Origin of the sequence: Citrobacter sp. Marseille-Q3906, assembly GCF_916618775.1 — a bacterium.
GTDB lineage: Bacteria > Pseudomonadota > Gammaproteobacteria > Enterobacterales > Enterobacteriaceae > Citrobacter > Citrobacter murliniae.
Window position 1 is genome coordinate 1,673,093 of sequence record NZ_CAKAKA010000002.1, and the last position, 22,860, is coordinate 1,695,952.

General features: G+C 49.2%; 21 protein-coding genes. 10 read left to right on the forward strand and 11 right to left on the reverse strand.

Going from position 1 to position 22,860, the window contains the following annotated elements; translation table 11 throughout:
* Positions 1-807, forward strand: a complete 807-nt coding sequence (gene sapF / locus LG384_RS12090; RefSeq protein ID WP_048221389.1) for a peptide ABC transporter ATP-binding protein SapF — start codon at positions 1-3, stop codon at positions 805-807.
* 42 nt (positions 808-849) lie between these two features.
* Here sapF and LG384_RS12095 read toward each other — a convergent pair whose 3' ends face one another.
* The gene (locus LG384_RS12095) at positions 850-1,539 is read right to left on the reverse strand and encodes an EAL domain-containing protein (protein ID WP_045449640.1); all 690 of its coding nucleotides are present in this window, start codon (positions 1,537-1,539) and stop codon (positions 850-852) included.
* A gap of 512 nt (positions 1,540-2,051) precedes the next feature.
* Between LG384_RS12095 and fabI the strand changes: the two genes are divergently transcribed.
* The 7 genes from fabI (at position 2,052) to osmB (ending at position 10,178) form a co-directional block, all read left to right on the forward strand.
* Positions 2,052-2,840, forward strand: a complete 789-nt coding sequence (gene fabI, locus LG384_RS12100; RefSeq protein ID WP_045443452.1) for an enoyl-ACP reductase FabI — start codon at positions 2,052-2,054, stop codon at positions 2,838-2,840.
* A 217-nt stretch (positions 2,841-3,057) separates the two neighbouring features.
* The gene (locus LG384_RS12105) at positions 3,058-4,200 is read left to right on the forward strand and encodes a carboxymuconolactone decarboxylase family protein (protein ID WP_225760962.1); all 1,143 of its coding nucleotides are present in this window, start codon (positions 3,058-3,060) and stop codon (positions 4,198-4,200) included.
* 89 nt (positions 4,201-4,289) lie between these two features.
* Positions 4,290-6,224 carry an exoribonuclease II gene (locus LG384_RS12110; RefSeq protein WP_048221387.1) on the forward strand — a complete coding sequence of 645 codons (1,935 nt, stop codon included), beginning with the start codon at positions 4,290-4,292 and terminating at the stop codon, positions 6,222-6,224.
* Positions 6,225-6,487: 263 nt separating this feature from the next.
* Positions 6,488-8,479, forward strand: a complete 1,992-nt coding sequence (pdeR, locus tag LG384_RS12115) for a cyclic di-GMP phosphodiesterase (RefSeq protein WP_045443460.1) — start codon at positions 6,488-6,490, stop codon at positions 8,477-8,479.
* Between the two features lie 183 nt (positions 8,480-8,662).
* Positions 8,663-8,845 carry a hypothetical protein gene (locus tag LG384_RS12120; RefSeq protein ID WP_045443463.1) on the forward strand — a complete coding sequence of 61 codons (183 nt, stop codon included), beginning with the start codon at positions 8,663-8,665 and terminating at the stop codon, positions 8,843-8,845.
* Between the two features lie 97 nt (positions 8,846-8,942).
* Positions 8,943-9,695, forward strand: coding sequence for a DNA-binding transcriptional regulator YciT (locus tag LG384_RS12125; RefSeq protein ID WP_045443466.1), 753 nt, complete (start codon positions 8,943-8,945; stop codon positions 9,693-9,695).
* Positions 9,696-9,959: 264 nt separating this feature from the next.
* On the forward strand, positions 9,960-10,178 hold the full coding sequence (gene osmB, locus LG384_RS12130) for an osmotically-inducible lipoprotein OsmB (protein WP_045443469.1): 219 nt from the start codon (positions 9,960-9,962) through the stop codon (positions 10,176-10,178).
* A 108-nt stretch (positions 10,179-10,286) separates the two neighbouring features.
* On the opposite strand, the gene yciH is transcribed toward osmB, so the two are convergent.
* The 5 genes from yciH to pgpB all read right to left on the reverse strand — a co-directional run bounded on the left by yciH (position 10,287) and on the right by pgpB (position 13,938).
* Positions 10,287-10,613, reverse strand: a complete 327-nt coding sequence (gene yciH / locus LG384_RS12135; RefSeq protein ID WP_045443472.1) for a stress response translation initiation inhibitor YciH — start codon at positions 10,611-10,613, stop codon at positions 10,287-10,289.
* A complete protein-coding gene (gene pyrF / locus LG384_RS12140) occupies positions 10,614-11,351 on the reverse strand; it encodes an orotidine-5'-phosphate decarboxylase (protein WP_045443475.1) in 738 nt (245 codons plus the stop codon).
* A gap of 188 nt (positions 11,352-11,539) precedes the next feature.
* Positions 11,540-12,709, reverse strand: a complete 1,170-nt coding sequence (gene lapB, locus LG384_RS12145; protein ID WP_045443489.1) for a lipopolysaccharide assembly protein LapB — start codon at positions 12,707-12,709, stop codon at positions 11,540-11,542.
* A 6-nt stretch (positions 12,710-12,715) separates the two neighbouring features.
* Positions 12,716-13,024: a LapA family protein gene (locus tag LG384_RS12150; protein ID WP_006684318.1), complete on the reverse strand. Its 309-nt coding sequence runs from the start codon at positions 13,022-13,024 to the stop codon at positions 12,716-12,718.
* A gap of 149 nt (positions 13,025-13,173) precedes the next feature.
* Complete coding sequence (gene pgpB, locus LG384_RS12155; protein ID WP_225760963.1) at positions 13,174-13,938, reverse strand: phosphatidylglycerophosphatase B; 765 nt, start codon at positions 13,936-13,938, stop codon at positions 13,174-13,176.
* Between the two features lie 197 nt (positions 13,939-14,135).
* Here pgpB and ribA point away from each other — a divergent pair, with 197 nt between their 5' ends.
* Entirely contained in the window at positions 14,136-14,726 is a 591-nt protein-coding gene (gene ribA, locus LG384_RS12160; RefSeq protein ID WP_005126450.1) for a GTP cyclohydrolase II, read from the forward strand.
* Positions 14,727-14,795: 69 nt separating this feature from the next.
* On the opposite strand, the gene acnA is transcribed toward ribA, so the two are convergent.
* From acnA to topA, 5 genes are all read right to left on the reverse strand, one after another.
* Positions 14,796-17,471 carry an aconitate hydratase AcnA gene (gene acnA, locus LG384_RS12165; RefSeq protein WP_225760964.1) on the reverse strand — a complete coding sequence of 892 codons (2,676 nt, stop codon included), beginning with the start codon at positions 17,469-17,471 and terminating at the stop codon, positions 14,796-14,798.
* A gap of 304 nt (positions 17,472-17,775) precedes the next feature.
* Positions 17,776-17,943 carry a hypothetical protein gene (locus tag LG384_RS12170; RefSeq protein WP_190284562.1) on the reverse strand — a complete coding sequence of 56 codons (168 nt, stop codon included), beginning with the start codon at positions 17,941-17,943 and terminating at the stop codon, positions 17,776-17,778.
* A gap of 2 nt (positions 17,944-17,945) precedes the next feature.
* Positions 17,946-18,086 (reverse strand): YmiA family putative membrane protein, encoded by a 141-nt coding sequence (locus LG384_RS12175; RefSeq protein ID WP_223306996.1) that lies wholly within the window; start codon positions 18,084-18,086, stop codon positions 17,946-17,948.
* Positions 18,087-18,399: 313 nt separating this feature from the next.
* Positions 18,400-19,374: an HTH-type transcriptional regulator CysB gene (gene cysB, locus LG384_RS12180; protein ID WP_045443507.1), complete on the reverse strand. Its 975-nt coding sequence runs from the start codon at positions 19,372-19,374 to the stop codon at positions 18,400-18,402.
* Positions 19,375-19,583: 209 nt separating this feature from the next.
* The gene (gene topA, locus LG384_RS12185; RefSeq protein WP_045443510.1) at positions 19,584-22,181 is read right to left on the reverse strand and encodes a type I DNA topoisomerase; all 2,598 of its coding nucleotides are present in this window, start codon (positions 22,179-22,181) and stop codon (positions 19,584-19,586) included.
* Between the two features lie 399 nt (positions 22,182-22,580).
* Between topA and LG384_RS12190 the strand changes: the two genes are divergently transcribed.
* Entirely contained in the window at positions 22,581-22,832 is a 252-nt protein-coding gene (locus tag LG384_RS12190; RefSeq protein ID WP_003020616.1) for a YciN family protein, read from the forward strand.
* Positions 22,833-22,860: the final 28 nt, after the last annotated feature.

Below are 22,860 nucleotides of genomic sequence, written 5' to 3' on the forward strand. Positions count from 1 at the left end.
ATGGTAGAAACACTGCTCGAAGTACGTAATCTGAGCAAAACCTTTCGCTACCGGACCGGCTTGTTTCGTCGCCAGACCGTCGAGGCCGTCAAGCCCCTGAGTTTTACCCTGCGTGAGCGACAAACTCTTGCCATCATTGGCGAAAACGGCTCAGGCAAATCCACGCTGGCAAAAATGCTGGCGGGGATGGTTGAGCCTACCAGCGGCGAACTGCTGATTGACGATCACCCGCTAAAGTACGGCGATTATTCCTTCCGTAGCCAGCGTATTCGCATGATTTTCCAGGATCCCTCAACATCACTTAACCCGCGCCAGCGTATCTCGCAAATCCTCGATTTCCCGCTGCGTCTCAACACCGATCTGGAGCCAGAGCAGCGGCGTAAACAGATTATTGAAACGATGCGGATGGTCGGTCTACTACCCGATCACGTCAGCTACTACCCGCATATGCTGGCCCCTGGGCAAAAACAGCGTCTGGGGCTCGCCCGCGCTCTTATTTTGCGCCCTAAAGTAATCATCGCGGATGAAGCCCTGGCATCTCTCGATATGTCGATGCGCTCACAACTGATTAATTTGATGCTGGAGTTACAGGAAAAACAAGGAATTTCATATATTTATGTAACTCAGCATATTGGAATGATGAAACACATCAGCGATCAGGTACTGGTCATGCATCAGGGAGAAGTTGTTGAGCGCGGTAGTACAGCGGATGTTCTTGCCTCTCCCCTGCATGAGCTGACTCGTCGCCTGATTTCCGGGCATTTCGGCGAGGCACTCACTGCGGATGCCTGGCGAAAAGACCGTTAGCAGGACAAATGCCCTCCTCTGCCGGAGGGCTCTTTTTTGCCTTTAATGGTAGACACTTACCGGCATTAGCGCTTCTACATCGGTAAAAGTGATCGATGGGAATACAGTTCCCTGTATCGCCCATACTCCAGCGTTGATGACTTCGTCGATAAACCGGGCATCGTCAATTCCCTCGACCACAACATGATCACAGTATTCCCGGATATTTTTTATGAGAACCGGAAACATGGGCTTTTCTACCTGGGCGAGAAAGAAGTTACGATCCATTTTCACAACATCAAAACCGCCGCTAACCAGCGGATTCGCCCCGACGCAGCCAGACCCCAGATCGCCCAGCCACAATGCATTTGGACCATCACCAAGAGAGTTAATTAACAGATTATTCAGGCATGCTGTATTCGACAAGAATCGTTCTGAGAGTTGCAGAGCAATAAATGGCATTGCATGTAATGCAGATGTAATGACAGGGTCGCCAATCGCCAGAAGCGCCATTTCGTCAATGAGATTAAGCGTGCAGAAAAGGTTATTTTTCTCAAACCAGTCTCGCTTTTGAGCGATTAACTTTATTTGTTCGAGCAGAAAATGACGTTTTTGTTCACCACTCCACGCTGTAATGATGAAATCTGAATGTAACGGGTGAACCGTGTCTGAAGTAAACCGGGTGAGCATCTCAACACCCAGCAACTTATCCATTGTGTCTCTCATCGGTTCCGCGATGAAATGATAGTGCATAAGACCACTCCAATTGATCATAACATCCTGATAATGCACTTCTAATTACAATCAATCAATAATATCGATCAATACATAGATATTGATCGATAAAAACAATATATCATAACGAACTGAATATGGTCATTATTTTTGTTTTAAGAATCTTCTTACATTGATATGTTTATAAACATCGACTAGCGATAAAATCATGTCATTTTAGCTATTCAGGGTCTTAGTACTGTCACCTTGCCGCCCTGCCTTTCGCTGGTTGGATGAGGCAGAACCAGGGGGGAGTGATATACTCCTCACGTGCAATGTATAGCGACAGGCCGCTCATAACTGACTACAACTCTACAGCCCCCTGAAATACTTTTTGCTGCCAGTAACCGTGTGGTGAATCGCAGAGAAAGATCGTGACACAAGGGGCAGAGAGTGGGATATAATTTCAGACCAATTTCGAGTGACCTTGAAATTGCAATCATAACTCATTGATTGCTAAAAAATAAGTAATGACTATAAGGATTAAAGCTATGGGTTTTCTTTCCGGTAAGCGCATTCTGGTGACCGGTCTTGCCAGTAAACTGTCCATCGCATGGGGTATCGCGCAGGCGATGCATCGTGAAGGGGCTGAACTGGCGTTCACCTACCAGAACGACAAACTGAAAGGCCGCGTGGAAGAATTTGCAGCTCAACTGGGTTCCAGCATCGTCCTGCAGTGCGATGTGGCTGAAGACGCCAGTATCGACACCATGTTCGCTGAGCTGGCCAAAACCTGGCCGAAATTCGACGGTTTCGTGCACTCCATCGGTTTTGCACCGGCTGATCAGTTGGATGGCGACTATGTGAATGCTGTCACCCGCGAAGGCTTTAAAATCGCTCATGACATCAGCGCCTACAGCTTTGTTGCGATGGCTAAAGCATGCCGTACTATGCTGAACCCAGGCTCTGCTCTGCTGACTCTGTCCTACCTGGGCGCAGAGCGCGCAATCCCGAACTACAACGTTATGGGTCTGGCGAAGGCTTCCCTCGAAGCGAACGTGCGTTACATGGCTAACGCGATGGGTCCTGAAGGTGTGCGTGTTAACGCAATCTCCGCAGGTCCTATCCGTACTCTGGCGGCATCCGGTATTAAAGATTTCCGTAAAATGCTGGCACATTGTGAAGCGGTTACCCCGATTCGCCGCACTGTTACCATTGAAGATGTGGGCAACTCCGCAGCATTCCTGTGCTCCGACTTGTCTGGCGGTATCTCCGGTGAAGTCGTTCACGTTGACGGTGGCTTCAGCATCGCTGCAATGAACGAACTGGAACTGAAATAATCTTTCAGACCACCTCCATGGGCGGCGTTGCGTCGCCCATGATTTTCCATTCTTCCGCCCTTCTACATTCTGCCATATATACTTTTCTGATATTTATTATCACCTAACAGTCTTTCATCCCCTCATCCGCTTACGCCAGGATAATGCAGCACAAACGATCCGGCGTATGGGTATGACGACGTATCCGGGTCGCCACTTTTTAGACCAAGGATCGCCCATGGAACAACGCCGAATTGAAGGCAAAAGCCACTGGTATCATGAAACTCAGTCCAGCAGGTATCTGCAAGATGCCCTGCCACTGGTGCCTGAAGCCGCGCACGTCGAGGACAGTTTTTTACTGGATTTGACGATACCCGAAGTCGCGCTTTTACCCTTTCAGTCCTGGTTAGAACCTGCCCGTAAACTTGCCTGTCATCTTTTCCCTGCTCACGTTACCCAGAGCCAGTTGCATACATTCAGCGCCTATGAACGTATGAGCACCGCTTTAACTGTCGCCCAGGTTTACGGCGTCCAGAGATTGTGTAATCACTATGCGGCGCGTTTAACACCGCTTCCAGGCCCGGACTCCTCGCGGGAGAGCAATCACCGGCTAGCGCAAATCACCCAATATGCTCGCCAACTCGCCAGTTCACCCTCCGTTATTAACGCGCGTGCTCGTCAGCATCTGGATGAGGTTGGTCTGACAACCGGCGATATTATTCTGATCAATCAAATAATTGGATTTGTGGGTTTTCAGGCCCGTGCAGTAGCTATTTTTCAGGCATACTTTGTTCACCCAGCTCGCCGGATACCGGGACTTGATGTACAACAATACGCGCTAGCGTCAGCATTTAATGATGCCAATGCAAAATGGCATGCCGCATCCTTCCCGGTCGAATATTGTCCCGCTCGTCAGCAGCCCCCGGATCACTCGCCCCCCGAACTGCGCGCATTGACGCCGTTACTGGCTCATTCTCCCGAAATACTGGCGGTACTCAAATCACTGGTCATCAGCTCACTGCGTACTGATGTGCAATCAAGAACGTTTTCACTGACCACTCTGCTGACTGCACGTATTAATGGCAGCGTTGCCTGCTTTAATGAATACGCACATTCGGTGCATGAAATGGCCGACGTCATCGCTTTACTTCGCGATGAGGAACGCGAATTACAGCGCTGGGAGCAGCGACATCCAGTTGAGCGCGTAACCCTACAGGCGGTACAATGGCTGACCCGGGCGCCCGATCGTTTTAGCGCCGCACTGCTAACCCCGTTACTCGATCAGGGTATCTCTTCAGAACAGGCTATTAACCTACTGGCCTGGAGCGGATTGTGCGGATGGTTGAATCGCTTGAAAATCGCACTGGGCGAGACTCATTAACCGATCCATTTACTGAAAGAGCGCTTGCTGCGCCAGGCAGATTCGCGTAAAACTGTCAGCCGCTCTTTTGGCCACGAAAATAGACAATTATGCTTCAGGACAACCCGCTGCTAGCGCAGCTTAAACAGCAACTACATTCCCAAACGCCACGTGCTGAAGGGGTGGTAAAAGCCACGGAAAAAGGCTTTGGCTTCCTGGAAGTCGATGCACAAAAAAGCTATTTTATTCCACCGCCGCAGATGAAAAAAGTGATGCATGGCGACCGCATTGTCGCGGTTATCCATACGGAAAAAGATCGCGAGTCTGCCGAGCCGGAAGAACTGGTCGAACCGTTCCTGACTCGCTTCGTGGGTAAAGTTCAGGGCAAGAATGACCGTTTGTCCATTGTACCGGATCATCCGTTACTGAAAGATGCAATTCCCTGCCGCGCTGCTCGCGGTGTGGAACACGAATTTAAAGAGGGTGACTGGGCGGTAGCTGAAATGCGCCGTCATCCGCTGAAAGGCGACCGCACCTTCTACGCTGAATTAACTCAGTTTATCACCTTTGCTGACGATCACTTCGTCCCATGGTGGGTCACACTGGCGCGCCATAACCTCGAAAAAGAAGCACCGGATGGCGTGGCCACCGAAATGCTGGATGAAGGTCTGGAACGTCAGGATTTAACTGCTCTCCATTTCGTCACCATCGACAGTGCCAGCACTGAAGATATGGATGATGCGTTGTATGCCGAAGAGCTGGCTGACGGTAAACTGCAATTAACCGTTGCAATTGCCGATCCTACTGCCTGGATTGCTGAAGGCAGCAAGCTGGATAACGCGGCGAAAATTCGTGCGTTCACCAACTATCTGCCGGGATTCAATATTCCGATGTTACCGCGCGAACTGTCCGACGACTTGTGTTCCCTGCGCGCTAACGAAGTTCGTCCGGTTCTGGCTTGTCGCATGATTATTGCTGCTGACGGTACGATCGAGGACAACATCACCTTCTTTGCAGCCACTATCGAATCCAAAGCCAAGCTGGCGTATGACAACGTTTCCGACTGGCTGGAAGGCACCGGGGACTGGCAGCCTGAAAACGACGCGATTGCCGGTCAGATCCGTCTGCTACAGCGCATTTGCCTCAGCCGTGGTGAATGGCGTCATAACCATGCTCTGGTATTTAAAGATCGCCCGGATTATCGTTTTGTTCTGGGTGAAAAAGGTGAAGTCCTGGACATCGTGGCTGAGCCGCGCCGCATCGCAAACCGTATTGTGGAAGAGTCCATGATTGCGGCAAATATTTGTGCGGCACGTGTGCTTCGCGACAAACTGGGCTTTGGTATTTATAACGTACACATGGGATTCGATCCGGCGAATGCTGAAGCGCTGGCCGCACTGTTGAAAACCCATGGTATGCACGTCGATGCCGAAGAAGTATTAACCCTGGAAGGCTTCTGCAAACTGCGTCGTGAGCTGGATGCCCAGCCTTCTGGTTTCCTCGACAGCCGTATTCGCCGGTTCCAGTCTTATGCAGAGATTAGCACCGAGCCAGGACCGCACTTTGGGTTAGGTCTGGAAGCATATGCCACATGGACTTCCCCTATCCGTAAGTATGGCGATATGATCAACCACCGCCTGCTGAAGGCTGTTATCAAAGGTGAAACCATCGCTCGTCCGCAGGATGATATCACCCTGCAAATGGCAGACCGTCGTCGCCTGAACCGTATGGCCGAACGTGATGTAGGTGACTGGCTGTACGCGCGTTTCCTGAAGGACAAAGTCGATACCGATATCCGTTTTGCAGCTGAAATCATTGACGTCAGCCGTGGCGGTATGCGCGTTCGTTTAGTCGATAATGGCGCTGTTGCATTTATTCCGGCACCATTCCTGCACGCTGTCCGCGATGAACTGGTATGTAGCCAGGAAAGCGGAACGGTGCAAATCAAAGGTGAAGTGGTTTACAAAGTCACCGACGTGATTGACGTAACTATTGCTGAAGTTCGGATGGAAACCCGCAGCGTTATCGCTCGTCCTGCCGTGTAACACACATCGATTCAACGGCCTTTTTCTGTAACGAAAAGGCCGTTTTCTTTTTTTCCGCGCAATTAGCTGCCACGCACTACACTTCTTTCATCCAGTCAGAATTATTTTTTCTATTTTCAGCACACTGACTTTGCTTTTTCCTGAATCTGGATTACACATAAATATATAAATAAAACAATACGTTCAGCCATAATCAACCTGTATGAATCATGGCTACCCTTATTTTTGTGGCTGTATGCGCTTTAAACGGGATAGTACACATCATGAAAGACGTTCGGGAGAGGGTTACGTTGTATAGCTATATAGGCACTCACACCCCCTACTGGCGTTTGTCAGAGGATTGCAACATCCTGCATTTTTCTATCGCCGAAGCGACTGATACCGACCAAACCATCGAGCTCTCACCGGAACAAGCCGATCGTATTCGGGAGATGACAGTCATTACGTCCAGCCTGTTAATGACTCTTCCCATTGATGACGATGATATTCCCGTTCACCTGGTCGGACGGAAAATTAATAAACGCGAATGGGCCGGTAGCGCATCCGCGTGGGATGACACCCCTTCTGTTGCGCGCGATCTGGCACAAGGACTCTCTTTTGCTGAACAGGTCGTCTCTGAGGCTAATTCAGTTATCGTTATCCTTGATCGTCAGGGCAATATTCAGCGATTTAATCGATTGTGCGAAGAGTACACCGGGCTAAGAGAGCGCGAAGTGATCGGGCAAAGCGTCTTCACACTCTTTATGAGCCGCCGTGAAGCCGCCGCTTCAAGACGTAACATCGACGTTTTTTTTCGCGAAGGCAATTCGTATGAAGTCGAACGGTGGGTGAAGACCTGTAAGGGTCAGCGCCTGTTTCTGTTTCGCAATAAGTTTGTGCATAACGGCAGCGGTAAGAACGAAATTTTCCTGATCTGTTCAGGTACCGACATCACTGAAGAACGACGCGCTCAGGAGCGTCTGCGCGTGCTGGCGAATACCGATTCCATTACCGGATTACCCAACCGTAACGCAATTCATGAATTGATTAGCGAGGCGATCGACAACGCGGGAGACACTCAGGTAGGTATTGTTTACCTCGATCTGGATAATTTCAAAAAGGTTAACGATGCCTACGGGCACATGTTTGGCGATCAGCTGTTACAGAGCGTGTCGCTGGCAATCCTCAGTTGTCTCGAGGAAGATCAATTATTGGCTCGTTTTGGCGGCGATGAGTTTATTGTTCTTGCCACTAAAACGTCCCAGAGCGCACTGGAGGCCACGGCATCGCGTATTTTGACACGCCTGCGTCTGCCTTTCCGTATCGGCCTTATTGAAGTGTATACCGGATGTTCTATTGGTATTTCCCTCGCCCCTCAGCATGGAAATGATAGCGAAAGTGTAATTCGCAATGCAGATACGGCAATGTATACAGCCAAAGAAGGTGGCCGCGGACAATTTTGCGTATTCTCCCCTGAAATGAATCAACGGGTATTCGAATACCTTTGGCTGGATACCAATCTGCGTAAAGCCCTGGAAAATGATCAATTGCTTATTCATTACCAGCCGAAAATAACATGGCGTGGCGAAGTGCGTAGCGTGGAGGCTCTGGTGCGTTGGCAATCGCCCGAGCGCGGGCTAATCCCACCATTGGAGTTTATCTCTTATGCCGAAGAGTCGGGGCTGATTGTTCCGCTGGGACGCTGGGTTATTCTGGACGTCGTGCGCCAGGTGGCTAAATGGCGTGATAAGGGAATAAATCTGCGTGTAGCGGTAAACGTATCGGCTCGTCAGCTTGCCGACCAGACCCTTTTTACCGATTTGAAGCAGGTGCTTCATGAACTGAATTTTGAATATTGTCCAATCGACGTCGAGCTAACAGAAAGCAGTTTGATTGAAAATGAACAACTTGCACTGTCGGTTATTCAGCAGTTTAGCCAGCTTGGGGCGCAGATTCATTTGGATGATTTTGGGACAGGATACTCATCACTGTCGCAACTTGCCCGCTTCCCACTTGATGCGATCAAACTGGATCAGGCCTTTGTTAGAGATATTCACAAACAATCTATTTCACAGTCGTTGGTACGAGCCATTGTCGCTGTGGCGCAAGCGCTGAATCTACAAGTCATAGCCGAGGGTGTTGAAAGCGCGAAAGAGGACGCCTTTCTGACCAAGAACGGTGTCAACGAGCGTCAGGGCTTTTTGTTCGCCAAGCCAATGCCGGCCGCCGCATTTGAACGCTGGTATAAGCGTTATCTGAATAAAAAGTTGCGTTAAAGCGGAAGGAGTAAACATATTGAATATGGAAAAATGGACATTCCTGGATGGATCATATCTGTATGTAATTACAGAATATATATTATTCTCCGATCGTTCGGGATAATACTATTTTTCCCTTCTCTTTTGTCATGAATTTCTGCATCATGAAATTCTAACTATTTTGACATTAGGATGACGAACATGTCTGATATCGACGCACAGCGTCTGGCCGAACGTATTGATACCGTGCTGGATATCCTCGTTGCTGGCGATTACCACTCAGCCATCCACAACCTCGAGATTCTTAAGGCTGAACTGTTAAATACGGTCAAAGAAGATACAGAATCTTTGTCAAAAAAAGCCAGGGCCCCGTGGGAGATCTGATGGCATCGTTCTCTGTATGTGATTGCTATCATCAGATTTCAGATAACGCAGTCTCCGTTTAATTTCCGATACGATATCGCTATAAAAAATTAATACTATGAATTCCCGACAACAATCTATTTTGCAGATGGTGACCGATAAAGGCCAGATGAGTGTAGCTGAGCTTGCTAAAGTCACCGGCGTTTCAGAAGTGACGATTCGACAGGATCTGAACACACTGGAAAAACAGAGTTATTTACGCCGTGCGCACGGTTTCGCTGTCTCATTGAACAGTGATGATGTAGAAACGCGCATGATGACCAATTTCACGCTGAAACGTGAACTGGCCGAATTTGCCGCATCACTGGTCAATCCTGGCGAATCAGTCTTTATTGAGAATGGCAGCAGTAATGCGCTTCTGGCCAGAACACTGGCGGAACAAAAAGACGTCACAATCATTACGGTCAGCAGCTATATCGCTCATCTGCTCAAAGAAACTCCCTGTGAAGTCATTCTTCTCGGTGGGATCTATCAGAAAAAAAGTGAAAGCATGGTCGGACCGCTAACTCGCCAGTTTATTCAGCAGGTTCACTTTAGTAAGGCATTTATCGGTATTGATGGCTGGCAGGCTGATACCGGCTTTACCGGCCGCGACATGATGCGCTCTGACGTAGTCAATGCTGTGCTGGAAAAAGGTGCAGAGGTGATTGTGCTTACCGACAGCTCAAAATTTGAGGCAATTCACCCTTACACACTGGGTCCGTTAGATCGGTTCAGCCGCGTAGTGACGGATGCAAAACTCAGTGCCAGCGTGCAAATGCAGCTAGAACACTCGGGTTTAACGGTAAACATCATTGATACCCAAGCATAATACTTCACCAGATGATTTGTCAGCAGGCAAATCATCTTCTCTCTGAGACTTATCTGACGGTCCAATTAAGACTTTTTACCTGTCGTTAACAGGATAAAGTCGTAAAATTACTATTAGCGATATAACAGGAAGTGACTATCACCTGCGTGATTTAGTTGTCATCCCTGCGCAACATAGTTCACGGAAATATCTTTAATCGTCCTGATATGGCGTATCATTAAAGAGAACTGGATCCCGTGAATCAATAATTCAGGAGAAAGTATTATGTTTGTAACGAGCAAAAAAATGACCGCTGCTGTTCTGGCGATTACTCTGGCAATGTCTCTGAGCGCTTGCTCCAACTGGTCCAAACGTGACCGTAACACCGCGATCGGTGCTGGTGCAGGTGCTATCGGTGGTGCAGTCCTGACGGATGGCAGCACGCTGGGGACGCTGGGTGGTGCTGCGGTAGGTGGTATTATTGGCCATCAGGTGGGTAAATAATCTACTGTTGACTGGCTCGATATAATAAGACGTTTACTTTTCTCAGCTCTGTACCATTAGTTCGTTATTTATAAAAAAGCCACGGTCGAATTCCGTGGCTTTTTTTGATTAACCGCCCGCCAATTTAACTTTCATTCCCTTGGCTTCCAGCAACGATTTTATCAGGTCGCGTTTATCACCCTGAATTTCTATTACGCCATCTTTCACTGCACCACCACAGCCACATTTTTTCTTCAGCTCAGCGGCTAATTTAACCAATTCAGCATCATCCTGATCAATCCCGGTAATCAGGCAAACACCCTTACCTTTCCGACCGCTAGTTTGACGCTGAATACGGACAATGCCATCACCCTTCGGGCGGTCAGGCACCACTTTGGGTTCATCAATACGTCCGGACTCAGTTGAGTAAACCAGGCGAGAATTAGAGTCGTTCATTTATGCACCTCGTTTCAGGGAGGCATTGATCATCTTCAAGGTCTGCGCCGGATCATTCGACTGTGTGACCGGACGACCAATCACCATGTAATCTACACCAGCGGAAAGCGCCTGCTCTGGCGTCATAATGCGGCGTTGATCACCCGCCTCACTACCTGCAGGGCGAATCCCCGGGGTGACCAGTTTAAACGGTTGACCAAACGCTTGCTTGAATCGTACCGCCTCCTGCGCCGAGCATACAACACCATCCAGCCCACAATTCTGGGTTAAACGTGCCAGTCTTTCGGCATGCTCAGCCGGTGACAATGTCACACCAAGGTCTGCCAGATCGCTGGCTTCCATACTGGTCAGAACCGTCACTGCAATCAGTAGCGGAGCGTCTTTGCCGAAAGGTACCAATGCTTCACGCGCTGCAGTCATCATGCGTGCCCCGCCTGAAGCATGAACGTTTACCATCCACACACCAAGATCTGCCGCCGCTGCAACGGCATGCGCCGTAGTATTGGGAATATCATGAAATTTCAAATCAAGAAAGACGTCGAATCCACGCTGTTGTAAGTCACGAACCAGCTGCGGTCCAAAAAGCGTGAACATCTCTTTGCCCACTTTCAAACGGCAATCACGAGGATCAATTCTGTCGACAAAAGCTAACGCTTTATCGCGGTTATTGTAATCCAGAGCGACAACGACAGGAGAATCAGTAACAGCACGGGAAGAAGATGAAGCAGTAAACGTCATGACCAGACCTTCTTGAAGATGGCGCCGCTTGCGGCACAAAATGGGTAAACGGCGTGCATTCTACCTGCGGTAATAGAAAATTAACAGGCGCGTTTACATTTCTGCGAGGCGATGTGGCACAGGTGTTTGACGCTGTGAATGATAACCACTCATTAGTATGTTGTAACTAAACAAAGCATTTTTTTAAATTACTGTCCATCAAGGCCGCGAATTGGCTTAATGGTTGACCACGAACGGCAGGACGGGCAATGCCAGTACAGCGTATAAGCTGTAAATCCACATTTATGGCAACGATAGCGTGGCTTACTGCGGATCTGCTCACCGACCATATCACGCAGAACCATCAGACTTTCTTTGGCGCGCCCTTCTTCCGCTTCATTAAGGTGATAGTCCATCAGCTTATGGAAAACGCGCATTGTGGGATGACGTTGTAACTGGCGGGTAATGTAGATCTGAGCGGTATCACTACCTTCGCGAGCTTCAAGGATATCAGCCAGCATCAGCTCAGCGGCAGCACCGGTATTTTCCTCAACTGCACGACGCAAAAACTCCGCCCACTCATCATTCTTACCGAGCTGCTGATAGCAACTTTGCAGCATTTCCAGCGTTTCGCTGACCAGCTCTTTATCCTGAGAAATTACGCGTTGCAGGCTTTCGACTGCCTTTGCATATTCCCCATTCATCATATACACGCGCCCCATCATGATGGAAACGCGGGCACTGTTTTTATCGGCCGCAGCCCCTTTTTTCAGCAACGTCATGGCGCGATCCATATCGTCGCTACCCATTTGCTGTAAGGCCAGTTCACAGTAAAAATGCGCGATATCTATACGCTGATTATCTTTGCCGAGTTTGACCAGACGTTCCGCCACATCAATGGCTTTCTGCCATTCGCTGGTTGCCTGGTAAATTTGCAATAATTGCTGCAATGCGCCCACGCGGAAATCCGTTTCATCGGTCAGCTGATTAAACATGTCCTCCGCGCGGTCATATAACCCCGCGGCCATGTAGTCGCGTCCTAATTGCTGAACCGCCAGTAAACGCTGCTCATAGGTCAGCGATGCACTTTCCATAAGAGTTTGATGGATGCGGATTGCACGATCGACTTCACCGCGAGAGCGGAACAGGTTTCCGAGGGTGAGATGAGCCTCAACGGTGCCTGTATCCTCTTTCAGCATATCGAGGAACAAATCCACCGCTTTATCTTGTTGATTGCTGAGGAGGAAGTTAACCCCGGCGACGTAGTCACGCGACAGACGGTTAGCTTCATCCTGCTTTGTTTGTTGCGCACTTCTGCGACCCATATACCACCCATAGGCAGCGGCTACAGGCAAAAGCAGAAACAACAACTCCAGCATAAATATTTATTCCTTCACAACCGACGAGTCGGCAGATACCGCAACGTCGGTCGCAGGCGCAAGCTGGTTTTCCAGTCGTTTGATTTTACGTTCGGCACGCGCAAGAGACACACGAACCTTCAGCCAGAAAAGGCCGCAAATTAACCAACCAATAGCAAAACCTGCAGCAAACAATACAGCAAGCAGCGTAGATATACGATACTCACCCTGAGCCAGCAGATAGTTAAACGTTACCTGTTGATCGTTTTGCGCACCTAATGTCACCGAAATAACAAAAATCGCCAACACCAGTAAGAAAATGAGTAAATATTTCACATTACTTCCCGTTATGTGGTTTGAGCGAATAAATCGTGAACAACTTACCGCGTTAAGCCTTTTAAATTACCATTTTCACGACGAGTGCGAAACGGAAAAGCGCCTTACACGTTATGATTTGAGGGCAAATTTCGAAAAATCAATCGTCGTCAGCTTTCTTGCTCGCGCTCTGCTATTTCCTGCTTCTCTTGCGCAGGCGGTGTTAATGGCCCGCATACCCACTGTGCAAGCCAGGTTGCCAGTGTCACCAGCAGCCAGGATATCAACGTTGCGACGACTAAATCACGTGGCCAGTGCATTCCCAGAAGCAAGCGGCTGCCCATTACTCCAGTCGCCCAGATGAGCAAGAAAACAATTGTCAGAGTACGTCTACGCGGCCACAACAATCCTACCGCCAGTAAAGCCCAGCTTGCAGCAAACATCGTATGCCCGGAGGGAAAGGCAAATCCCGTTTCTTTTTGCCAGTGCTTACGCAAAAACGTTGGAATATCCTGCTGTCCTGACAGTTGTTCTTTTACTAAGTGCCCACGTTCTTTACGTTTTAAAGTGTAGAACTCATCAACAGGAACATGGTGTGTTTTTTCCAGCCAAATAACAAATGGCCGGGGTTCCTGTACCCGGTCTTTAACCCAGGATTTCACACCCTGGCCCAGTAATATTGCCCCTGCCAGGATAGTAAACAGCATAAGTGCAGCTTTCAGACGAAATCTCAGACACCACAAAAACCAGGCACAGAGAACGACATGCGTAATGATCCCCCAGGGCTGAGTCACCGTTTCTGTTATCCAATATAAGGATTTTAACCACCAGACATTGTGGCCTGGTTGCCATTCCCAACCCGATATCCATACTGAAACAGGCATGATCAGCAACAGTGCGGCTCCTGAGGCGGTCCGCTTTGCAATAGACAGCATTGCATCTCCTTTCGTCGATAAGTCTCACAATCATAACTGAAAAAAGTATGTATCGGGAAAATTGACAATTTTGTGCCATTCCAAAAACGAATGCGTTGTCGCAATTAGGTGAACACCGTCGCCTTATGGCAAAATAGCGCAATACAGAAGCCAACAGGCGACGGCACTCAGGGTGCCAGCATAATCTGGAGAAATACATGCAGCTTAAACGTGTGGCAGAAGCCAAACTGCCAACCCCATGGGGTGATTTCCTGATGGTGGGATTTGAAGAACTGGCAACCGGACACGATCATGTCGCACTGGTTTTTGGCGATATCTCAGGCCAGACGCCTGTCCTGGCTCGCGTCCATTCCGAATGTCTGACCGGCGACGCACTGTTCAGCCTGCGTTGCGATTGTGGTTTCCAGCTTGAAGCCGCGCTCACACATATTGCTGAAGAAGGACGCGGTATTCTGCTCTATCACCGCCAGGAAGGTCGCAATATCGGTCTGCTTAATAAGATCCGCGCCTATGCGCTCCAGGATCAAGGCTATGACACCGTTGAAGCCAACCATCAGCTGGGATTCGCGGCAGATGAGCGAGATTTCACTCTGTGTGCCGATATGTTTAAGCTGTTGGGTGTCGACGAAGTGCGTTTGTTGACCAATAATCCGAAGAAAGTTGAAATCCTGACGGAAGCCGGTATCAATATTGTTGAGCGTGTACCACTGATTGTTGGCCGCAACCCCAAAAATGAACATTATCTGGACACCAAAGCCGCCAAAATGGGTCACTTGTTGAGCGAGTGATTTCACATAATTGTCGAATAATTCGGCATATAAAAAAGCCTGCAGTTAATTTGCAGGCTTTTTCGCATTTTAGTTCAGCATATTACGAATGACATAGTGCAAAATACCGTCGTTCTGGTAGTAGGTTAATTCCGTGGCGGTATCAATACGACAACGACACAAAATCACTTCTTTACTGCCATCTGCCCGCACCATATTCACCGGAATAATTGCACCCGGTTTTATATCTTGCAATTCCGTAATATCAATCACTTCATCACCGGTTAATCCGAGTGTTTTTCGCGTGACGCCTTGTGGGAACTCCAGAGGCAGGATCCCCATACCTATCAGATTAGAGCGGTGAATTCGCTCAAAGGACTCCGCGATAACTACCCGAATGCCCAGCAGACGTGGTCCTTTCGCTGCCCAGTCTCGACTGGAGCCCGAGCCATATTCTTTGCCGGCAATCACGGCCAACGGAACCTTCTCTTGTTGATAACGCATTGCGGCATCGTAAATAGCCACAACTTCTGTCCCCGGCAAATGACGAGTCATTCCCCCTTCAATGCCCGGCACCATTTCGTTACGAATACGAATATTGGCGAACGTACCGCGCATCATCACTTCGTGATTTCCACGTCGTGAACCGTAAGAGTTAAAATCTTTGCGCTCAACGCCGTGGTTCTGAAGATAACGCCCTGCCGGACTGTCCGGTTTAATGCTGCCTGCGGGTGAAATATGGTCAGTCGTCACGGAATCCCCAAGCATCGCCAGGATTCGTGCCCCATGAATATCCTGTACCGGATCCGGTTTAGCCTGCATGCCATCAAAGAATGGCGATAAGCGAATATAGGTCGAGTCGGACTGCCAGCCGTAGGTGTCTGCACGGTCAACATTGATGGTTTTCCATTCAGGTGTTCCTTCGAACACTTCCGCATACTCTTTATGGAACATCTCAGTAGAGACCTGTTCAACAGCACGGGCGATTTCCCGTGCAGATGGCCAGATATCTTTCAGATAAACCGGGTCACCATTTCTGTTATGTCCGAGCGGCTCTTTCGTCAGATCAATGTTCATATTTCCCGCCAGCGCATAGGCAACCACCAGCGGCGGCGACGCCAGCCAGTTCGTTTTTACCAGCGGATGAATTCGACCTTCAAAGTTACGGTTGCCGGAAAGTACGGCCCCCACCGTCAGATCACCTTTTTTAATCGCAGTTTCGATTGGGTCAGGTAACGGACCTGAATTGCCAATACAGGTGGTACAGCCATAGCCAACCAGATTGAATCCCAGCTCATCAAGGTACGGTGTGAGTCTTGCCTGCGCCAGATAATCAGAAACCACCTTTGAGCCTGGTGCCAGCGAGGCTTTCACCCACGGCTGGCGTTTCAGACCGAGTGTGACCGCTTTTTTCGCCAGTAGCCCTGCCGCCATCAATACACTCGGGTTCGAGGTATTGGTACAGGAGGTGATTGCCGCAATAACCACAGCACCGTCCGGCAACTGATATTGATGCCCGTTCAGCACATAATCCACAGGTTGACGGTCTTTCTGCGAACTATTCACCTCAAGTTCATTGCTTGCCGCAAAAGCTTTCGGGACATCCCCTAATGCAACGCGATCCTGCGGACGCTTTGGTCCCGCCAGGCTTGCTTCCACATCGCCCATGTCCAGTTCCAGAGAGCTGGTAAATACCGGCTCATCACCAGGGTTGCGCCACATCCCCTGCGCTTTGGCATAGGCACCAACCAGTCCAACCTGTTCTTCGCTACGACCGCTCAGCCGCATGTATTCGAGGGTCACGCCATCTATCGGGAAGAAACCACAGGTTGCACCATATTCTGGGGCCATATTCGCAATGGTCGCCCGATCAGCCAACGGTAGGGTATCCAGGCCGTCGCCATAGAATTCCACAAATTTTCCGACCACGCCGTGTTTACGCAACATCTGGGTAACGGTCAGAACCAGATCGGTAGCAGTGATCCCTTCACGTAATTTCCCAACAAGTTTGAAGCCGACAACGTCCGGGATCAGCATCGAAACGGGCTGCCCCAGCATGGCGGCTTCGGCTTCAATCCCACCAACGCCCCAGCCCAGTACGCCAAGGCCATTGATCATCGTGGTATGGGAATCTGTACCGACCAGCGTGTCCGGGTAAGCCACCCACTCGCCATTTTGCAGTTCACTCCAGACCGCTTTTCCCAGGTATTCAAGGTTGACCTGGTGACAGATCCCCGTCCCCGGCGGCACAACACGGAAGCGGCTGAATGCCTGCTGTCCCCATTTCAGAAACACATAGCGCTCGTGGTTGCGCTCCATTTCCAGCCGGACGTTCTCTTCGAAAGCATCATCGTCACCAAAACGATCGACGGTCACCGAGTGGTCAATAACGAGATCAACAGGTGAAAGCGGATTCACTTTTGCCGTATCACCACCCAGGCGCTTAACCGCCTCGCGCATGGCCGCCAGATCAACCACTGCCGGCACGCCAGTAAAGTCCTGCATCAGCACACGAGCAGGTCGATAAGCAATTTCGCGATCGGCATGAGCATTGTTCAGCCATCGCGCCAGAGCATGAATATCTTCTTCAGTAACTGAGTCACCGTCCTGCCAGCGAAGCAGGTTTTCCAGCAAGACTTTAAGTGATTTCGGTAAACGGGTGAGATCACCCAATGATTTGGCAGCCAAAGGTAAACTGTAGTAGCGGTAGGTTTTATCTTTAACCTGCAATGTGTCCTTACTGGCTTCTCGTAGGGTCGACGACATAGCTCCTCCTTAAATGACAGGGTTGGATCCCCTGATTTTCCTCAGGGTTAGTATTAAAGATAACACAAACAAAATGTAACGCTTTGATAACAACTCGAATTGATAAAAGAGGAGATCAGCAAAATGACCGGGAACTATGCAAAAAGAAATGAACTGTAAAGGAGATATGGAAGTTGCGAATATGCAGCAGAGTACGTTATGCAATCGCTTACACGTTGTTTTTTATCTACGGGATCTGCGACGTCGTATTCGTCCCAAATTCAAAAAGGCAGGTTAATAATAATTATTATGAACTACACATTGATTATTTCTTCTGTTCTTCTTCATCGAACAAATCAATAAATGCCCGCTGTTGTGGTGAGAGCTGCCACGAATCGGGAATATCCATCACATATTCAGTGTTGGTCTCCTTCTCTTGCTCATTATCCTGATGAGATGGCACAGAGGAGGATTGTTGTTCCTGCGCGGACATGGTTATCCCCAAACTTGCCAAATCACGAGCGCTACCACAATCCAGAACACTGCGGAGCCAAGAAAGACCGTGGACCATGCTTTACGTTTCAGCGCGGGATCCCGGCGTTGTGGCTGGTTTCCAGAAGGCATCGCTAACCTCATACTATCGAAATCACTTATCATTTAGGCACCAAACAATTGGTACAATTAATCATCAGATGAGAGAAATCCTAAAGAAAAAGGTGAAAAAAAGCCAGTTAATTTTCGAATCCGGTAAGCTAAATAAATCAATTGTTTGATCGGATATAAATATTTGAAAGGGTTTTTGGCGAGCTTGCTAATTTGACACTACTTTAGCGGGTATTCCCCATAAATAATATACGGTTTATATACCCTATGGAAAATCATAAATACATTCAGATTTCCCAGCGGTATCGCTATGCGCTTAGCGATACCGTTGAGGTAACATCCGTTATTATTTCTCTGGCAATTTAATATCTTTAAACATGGCTTCAATGTCATCGTTAGAACGCAATGCAACCGCTGTATCGACCACATCGCGGGTCAAATGTGGCGCAAAACGCTGAATAAAATCATACATATAACTGCGTAAGAACGTGCTGCGACGAAAACCGATTTTAGTCGTGCTATGGCTGAATACATCATGAGCATCGACACGTACCAGGTCAGGATCGGACACAGGATCGACCGCCATGCTGGCGATAACACCCACACCCAGCCCCAGTCTTACATAGGTTTTGATCACATCGGCATCGGTCGCGGTAAAGACAATGCGTGGCTCCAGACCTGCTCTGTTAAACGCTGTATCAAGCTCCGAACGACCGGTAAAACCAAAGGTGTAGGTTACCAGCGGGTATTGCGCCAGTTCTTCAATAGAAACCGATGATTTACCCGCCAGTGGGTGATCCGGCGTGACGACGATCGAACGATTCCAGTGGTAGCACGGTAACATAACCAGATCGTCGTACAGGTGCAGCGCTTCCGTCGCAATGGCAAAATCCGCATTACCTTTCGAAACGGCTTCAGCAATTTGCGTCGGCGACCCCTGATGCATATGCAAAGACACGCGTGGATACCGCTCAATAAAGCCTTTAATCACGTTTGGCAAGGCGTAACGCGCCTGGGTGTGCGTCGTGGCAATGTACAGGGAACCTTTATCCGGCCAGGTATGTTCACCGGCAACGGACTTAATGGCATCCACTTTAGACAGAACTTCTCGAGCAATACGGATGACTTCCTGCCCTGCCGGAGTCACCTGCGTCAGGTGCTTGCCGCTACGGGCAAAAATCTGGATGCCAAGCTCATCTTCCAGCATACGAACTTGCTTACTAATACCAGGCTGAGAGGTATAGAGTCCTTCGGCCGTTGAGGAAACATTAAGGTTGTGGTTAACCACCTCAACAATGTAGCGAAGCTGCTGTAATTTCATGTTAAACCATCCAGATTAGCGCCATCAGATCATCGTTTGAGAGCAGGCAGTGTCGCGCTGCTAATACGATTTAATAATAAAAAACTTATTAACTATAACCACTATATCATTTAAATTTGAGCTGTATAGAGATGACAAAAAATAATAACCCTTCAATAAAAAAGGGCCGCTTTCGCGACCCTTTCAGGAGAAATCCAGCTGACAGGTTGTTATTTCTTACCTTCCACCCATTTTCCGTCAACGAAAAACGCCGACCATCCGGTCGCTTTACCGTCTTTCTCAGCGGCAACATACTGCTGCTTAGTTTTACGGCTAAAACGTACCATCGCTTTGTTACCGTCTGGATCAGTCTGCGGTGCATCAGCAAGGTAACGCAGTTTCTCCGGCAGACGATCGCGGAAGCGGTACAGCTCTTCCACTAACGGTGCGCGAGTCTCACGTGATTTCGGGAACGTATTGGCGGCCAGGAAGATACCAGCTGCGCCGTCACGTAACACAAAATACGCGTCCGATTTTTCGCAAGGCAGCTCCGGTAACGGAACGGGATCTTCTTTCGGCGGGGCCACTTCACCGTTACGCAGGATCTTACGGGTGTTTTTACACTCGTCATTAGTACAAGCCATGTACTTACCAAAACGCCCCATTTTCAGGTGCATTTCAGAGCCACACTTCTCACACTCAACGATCGGACCGTCATAACCCTTGATACGGAACTCGCCCTCTTCGATTTCGTAACCGTCGCAAGTAGGATTATTACCACATACATGCAGTTTACGTTTTGGATCGATGAGATAGCTGTCCATCGCCGTGCCACACTTCTGACAGCGACGTTTCGCACGTAAGGCGTTGGTCTCTGCATCGTCGCCTTCCAGCACGTTCAACACTTCGTTTTCTGGCACCAGGTTAATGGTGGTTTTGCAACGTTCTTTCGGCGAAAGTGCGTAACCGGAACAGCCCAGGAAGACACCGGTACTGGCGGTACGAATACCCATCTTACGGCTACAGGTCGGGCAGTCGATGCTGGTCAGTACCATCTGGTTAGGACGCATGCCACCCTCTTCAGGATCTTTCTCGGCTTTATCCAGTTGCTGAGTAAAATCACTGAAGAAGTTGTCAAGCACACCCTTCCATTCGGCTTCGTGGTTAGCCACCTGGTCGAGACTGTTTTCCATCTGTGCGGTGAAATCGTAATTCATCAGTTCGCGGAAGTTTTCTTCCAGACGATCGGTGACGATTTCGCCCATTTTTTCAGCGTAGAAACGACGGTTCTCAACCCGAACATAGCCGCGATCCTGGATCGTAGAAATGATCGACGCATAGGTGGATGGGCGACCAATCCCGCGTTTTTCCAGTTCCTTAACCAGTGACGCTTCACTGAAACGAGCTGGCGGTTTGGTAAAGTGTTGCGCTGGCGTCAGTTCGATTAGCGTCAGCTCGTCGCCTTTGTCCACTGCAGGTAAAATACGATCTTCATCGCCCTTACGCAGTGCTGGCATAACTTTAGTCCAGCCATCAAAGCGCAGAATACGTCCACGCGCTTTCAGGCGGAAATCACCTGCGCCCACGGTCAGCGTGGTGGAGTCATATTTAGCCGGTGTCATCTGACAGGCAACAAACTGGCGCCAGATCAGCTGATACAGTTTTTGCGCGTCAGCTTCCATATCTTTCAGCGATTCCGCCTGCACGGCGACATCAGAAGGACGGATTGCTTCGTGCGCTTCCTGTGAGTTCTCTTTACTTGCGTACTGGTTCGCACTCTCCGGCAGATATTTTTTGCCAAAATTGTCGCTGATATAATCACGAACCATAGATACAGCATCCTGGCTCAAATTCGTTGAGTCAGTACGCATATAGGTGATGTAGCCTGCTTCATACAAGCGCTGCGCCATCATCATGGTTTTCTTCACGCCGAAGCCCAAACGCGTGCTGGCAGCCTGCTGTAGCGTGGAGGTGATGAACGGCGCACCAGGTTTACTGCTGGTTGGCTTATCTTCACGTTCCAGTACGCTATAACGCGCTTTCTCCAACAAACTTACTGCGGCAAGCGTCTGTTCGCGGTTAACCGGGCGGAACGGTTTATCGTTCTGATGCGTCACTTCCAGCGGCAATGCATCGCCGGATGGCGTGGTGGTATTAGCATCAATTTCCCAGAACTCTTCTGGTACGAATGCCTTGATTTCGCGTTCACGCTCAACGACCAGCCGCACGGCTACCGACTGTACGCGACCGGCAGACAGGCCACGCGCAATCTTTTTCCACAGCAGCGGCGAAACCATATAGCCCACGACACGGTCCATAAAGCGGCGTGCCTGTTGCGCATTAACACGATCAATGTTCAGTTCGCCCGGTTTTTCAAACGCCTGACGAATCGCATTTTTGGTGATTTCGTTAAACACCACGCGACTATAGCGGGTGTCATCGCCCCCGATCACTTCCCGCAGGTGCCATGCAATGGCTTCCCCTTCGCGGTCAAGGTCGGTTGCGAGATAGATGTGGTCGGCCTTTTCAGCCAGTTGTTTCAGTTCAGAAACAACCTTCTCTTTACCAGGCAGCACTTCATAGCGCGCATCCCAGTTGTGCCACGGGTCAACACCCATACGATTGACGAGAGCGCCACGTTCATCCTTTTTGGGCTTTTTAGCCGTTTTGGTGGAGGTTGAGTCGGCGCTCTTTTTAGTTGCTGAGCCACTGGTCGGCAAATCACGGATATGACCGACGCTGGATTTAACCACGTAGTCATTACCCAGATACTTGTTGATCGTTTTGGCTTTTGCCGGGGACTCAACGATGACAAGAGCTTTACCCATATTCACCTTTACCTAATTTGATTCTTCCAGGAATACGCCGCGCGTTGATTCACCTTCCACTGGCGACGAGACATCGATATGGTCTCTGCGTCGGCGGATATCAACCCTTGTACTGATTGCGCGTTCGTAATGTAACTCTCATGTAACTGAGTTAACAGGATTTTTTGCACGAAAACGCTATAGCACGACGGAATGTTGGTCGAATGTCAAGCAAATCTGTTGCCAGATTGACGAAAGCGTCACACTGTACCTGATAAAATGCGTTACGCAACTTTATTAGCATGCAAAAACAAATCTCGCCAGTAACGACACTGTCGTAAAACCACCGTTTTTGTCAGGGAATATTTGCCCAAAAGCCGGGCTCGGCGTAGACTAATGTCCTTGTTTAAGGAGTAAATAATGCATAAAGACACTCAACCCATCGATCGCGAAACACTGCTGATTGAAGCCAACAAAATCATTCGTGAGCATGAGGACACGCTGGCGGGGATTGTCGCCACTGGAGTCACGCAGCGTAATGGTGTGCTGGTTTTCAGCGGAGATTACTTTTTAGACGAGCAAGGGCTACCGACGCCCAAAAGTACAGCTGTGTTTAATATGTTTAAACATCTGGCGCACGTACTTTCTGAGAAGTACCACCTGATCGATTAAAAGCAAAACGCGAGGCACAGGCCTCGCG

Bases quoted from the DNA above. Each gene is read 5' to 3' on its own strand.
- LG384_RS12125 (WP_045443466.1), top strand. From the start codon at position 8,943: ATGAATTCCCGACAACAATCTATTTTGCAGATGGTGACCGATAAAGGC.
- lapB (WP_045443489.1), bottom strand. From the start codon at position 12,709: ATGCTGGAGTTGTTGTTTCTGCTTTTGCCTGTAGCCGCTGCCTATGGG.
- pdeR (WP_045443460.1), top strand. From the start codon at position 6,488: ATGAAAGACGTTCGGGAGAGGGTTACGTTGTATAGCTATATAGGCACT.
- LG384_RS12110 (WP_048221387.1), top strand. From the start codon at position 4,290: ATGCTTCAGGACAACCCGCTGCTAGCGCAGCTTAAACAGCAACTACAT.
- LG384_RS12190 (WP_003020616.1), top strand. From the start codon at position 22,581: ATGCATAAAGACACTCAACCCATCGATCGCGAAACACTGCTGATTGAA.
- ribA (WP_005126450.1), top strand. From the start codon at position 14,136: ATGCAGCTTAAACGTGTGGCAGAAGCCAAACTGCCAACCCCATGGGGT.
- cysB (WP_045443507.1), bottom strand. From the start codon at position 19,374: ATGAAATTACAGCAGCTTCGCTACATTGTTGAGGTGGTTAACCACAAC.
- yciH (WP_045443472.1), bottom strand. From the start codon at position 10,613: ATGAACGACTCTAATTCTCGCCTGGTTTACTCAACTGAGTCCGGACGT.
- sapF (WP_048221389.1), top strand. From the start codon at position 1: ATGGTAGAAACACTGCTCGAAGTACGTAATCTGAGCAAAACCTTTCGC.
- LG384_RS12175 (WP_223306996.1), bottom strand. From the start codon at position 18,086: ATGAGGTTAGCGATGCCTTCTGGAAACCAGCCACAACGCCGGGATCCC.
- topA (WP_045443510.1), bottom strand. From the start codon at position 22,181: ATGGGTAAAGCTCTTGTCATCGTTGAGTCCCCGGCAAAAGCCAAAACG.
- LG384_RS12170 (WP_190284562.1), bottom strand. From the start codon at position 17,943: ATGTCCGCGCAGGAACAACAATCCTCCTCTGTGCCATCTCATCAGGAT.
- fabI (WP_045443452.1), top strand. From the start codon at position 2,052: ATGGGTTTTCTTTCCGGTAAGCGCATTCTGGTGACCGGTCTTGCCAGT.
- pgpB (WP_225760963.1), bottom strand. From the start codon at position 13,938: ATGCTGTCTATTGCAAAGCGGACCGCCTCAGGAGCCGCACTGTTGCTG.
- pyrF (WP_045443475.1), bottom strand. From the start codon at position 11,351: ATGACGTTTACTGCTTCATCTTCTTCCCGTGCTGTTACTGATTCTCCT.
- LG384_RS12105 (WP_225760962.1), top strand. From the start codon at position 3,058: ATGGAACAACGCCGAATTGAAGGCAAAAGCCACTGGTATCATGAAACT.
- LG384_RS12095 (WP_045449640.1), bottom strand. From the start codon at position 1,539: ATGCACTATCATTTCATCGCGGAACCGATGAGAGACACAATGGATAAG.
- acnA (WP_225760964.1), bottom strand. From the start codon at position 17,471: ATGTCGTCGACCCTACGAGAAGCCAGTAAGGACACATTGCAGGTTAAA.
- LG384_RS12120 (WP_045443463.1), top strand. From the start codon at position 8,663: ATGTCTGATATCGACGCACAGCGTCTGGCCGAACGTATTGATACCGTG.
- osmB (WP_045443469.1), top strand. From the start codon at position 9,960: ATGTTTGTAACGAGCAAAAAAATGACCGCTGCTGTTCTGGCGATTACT.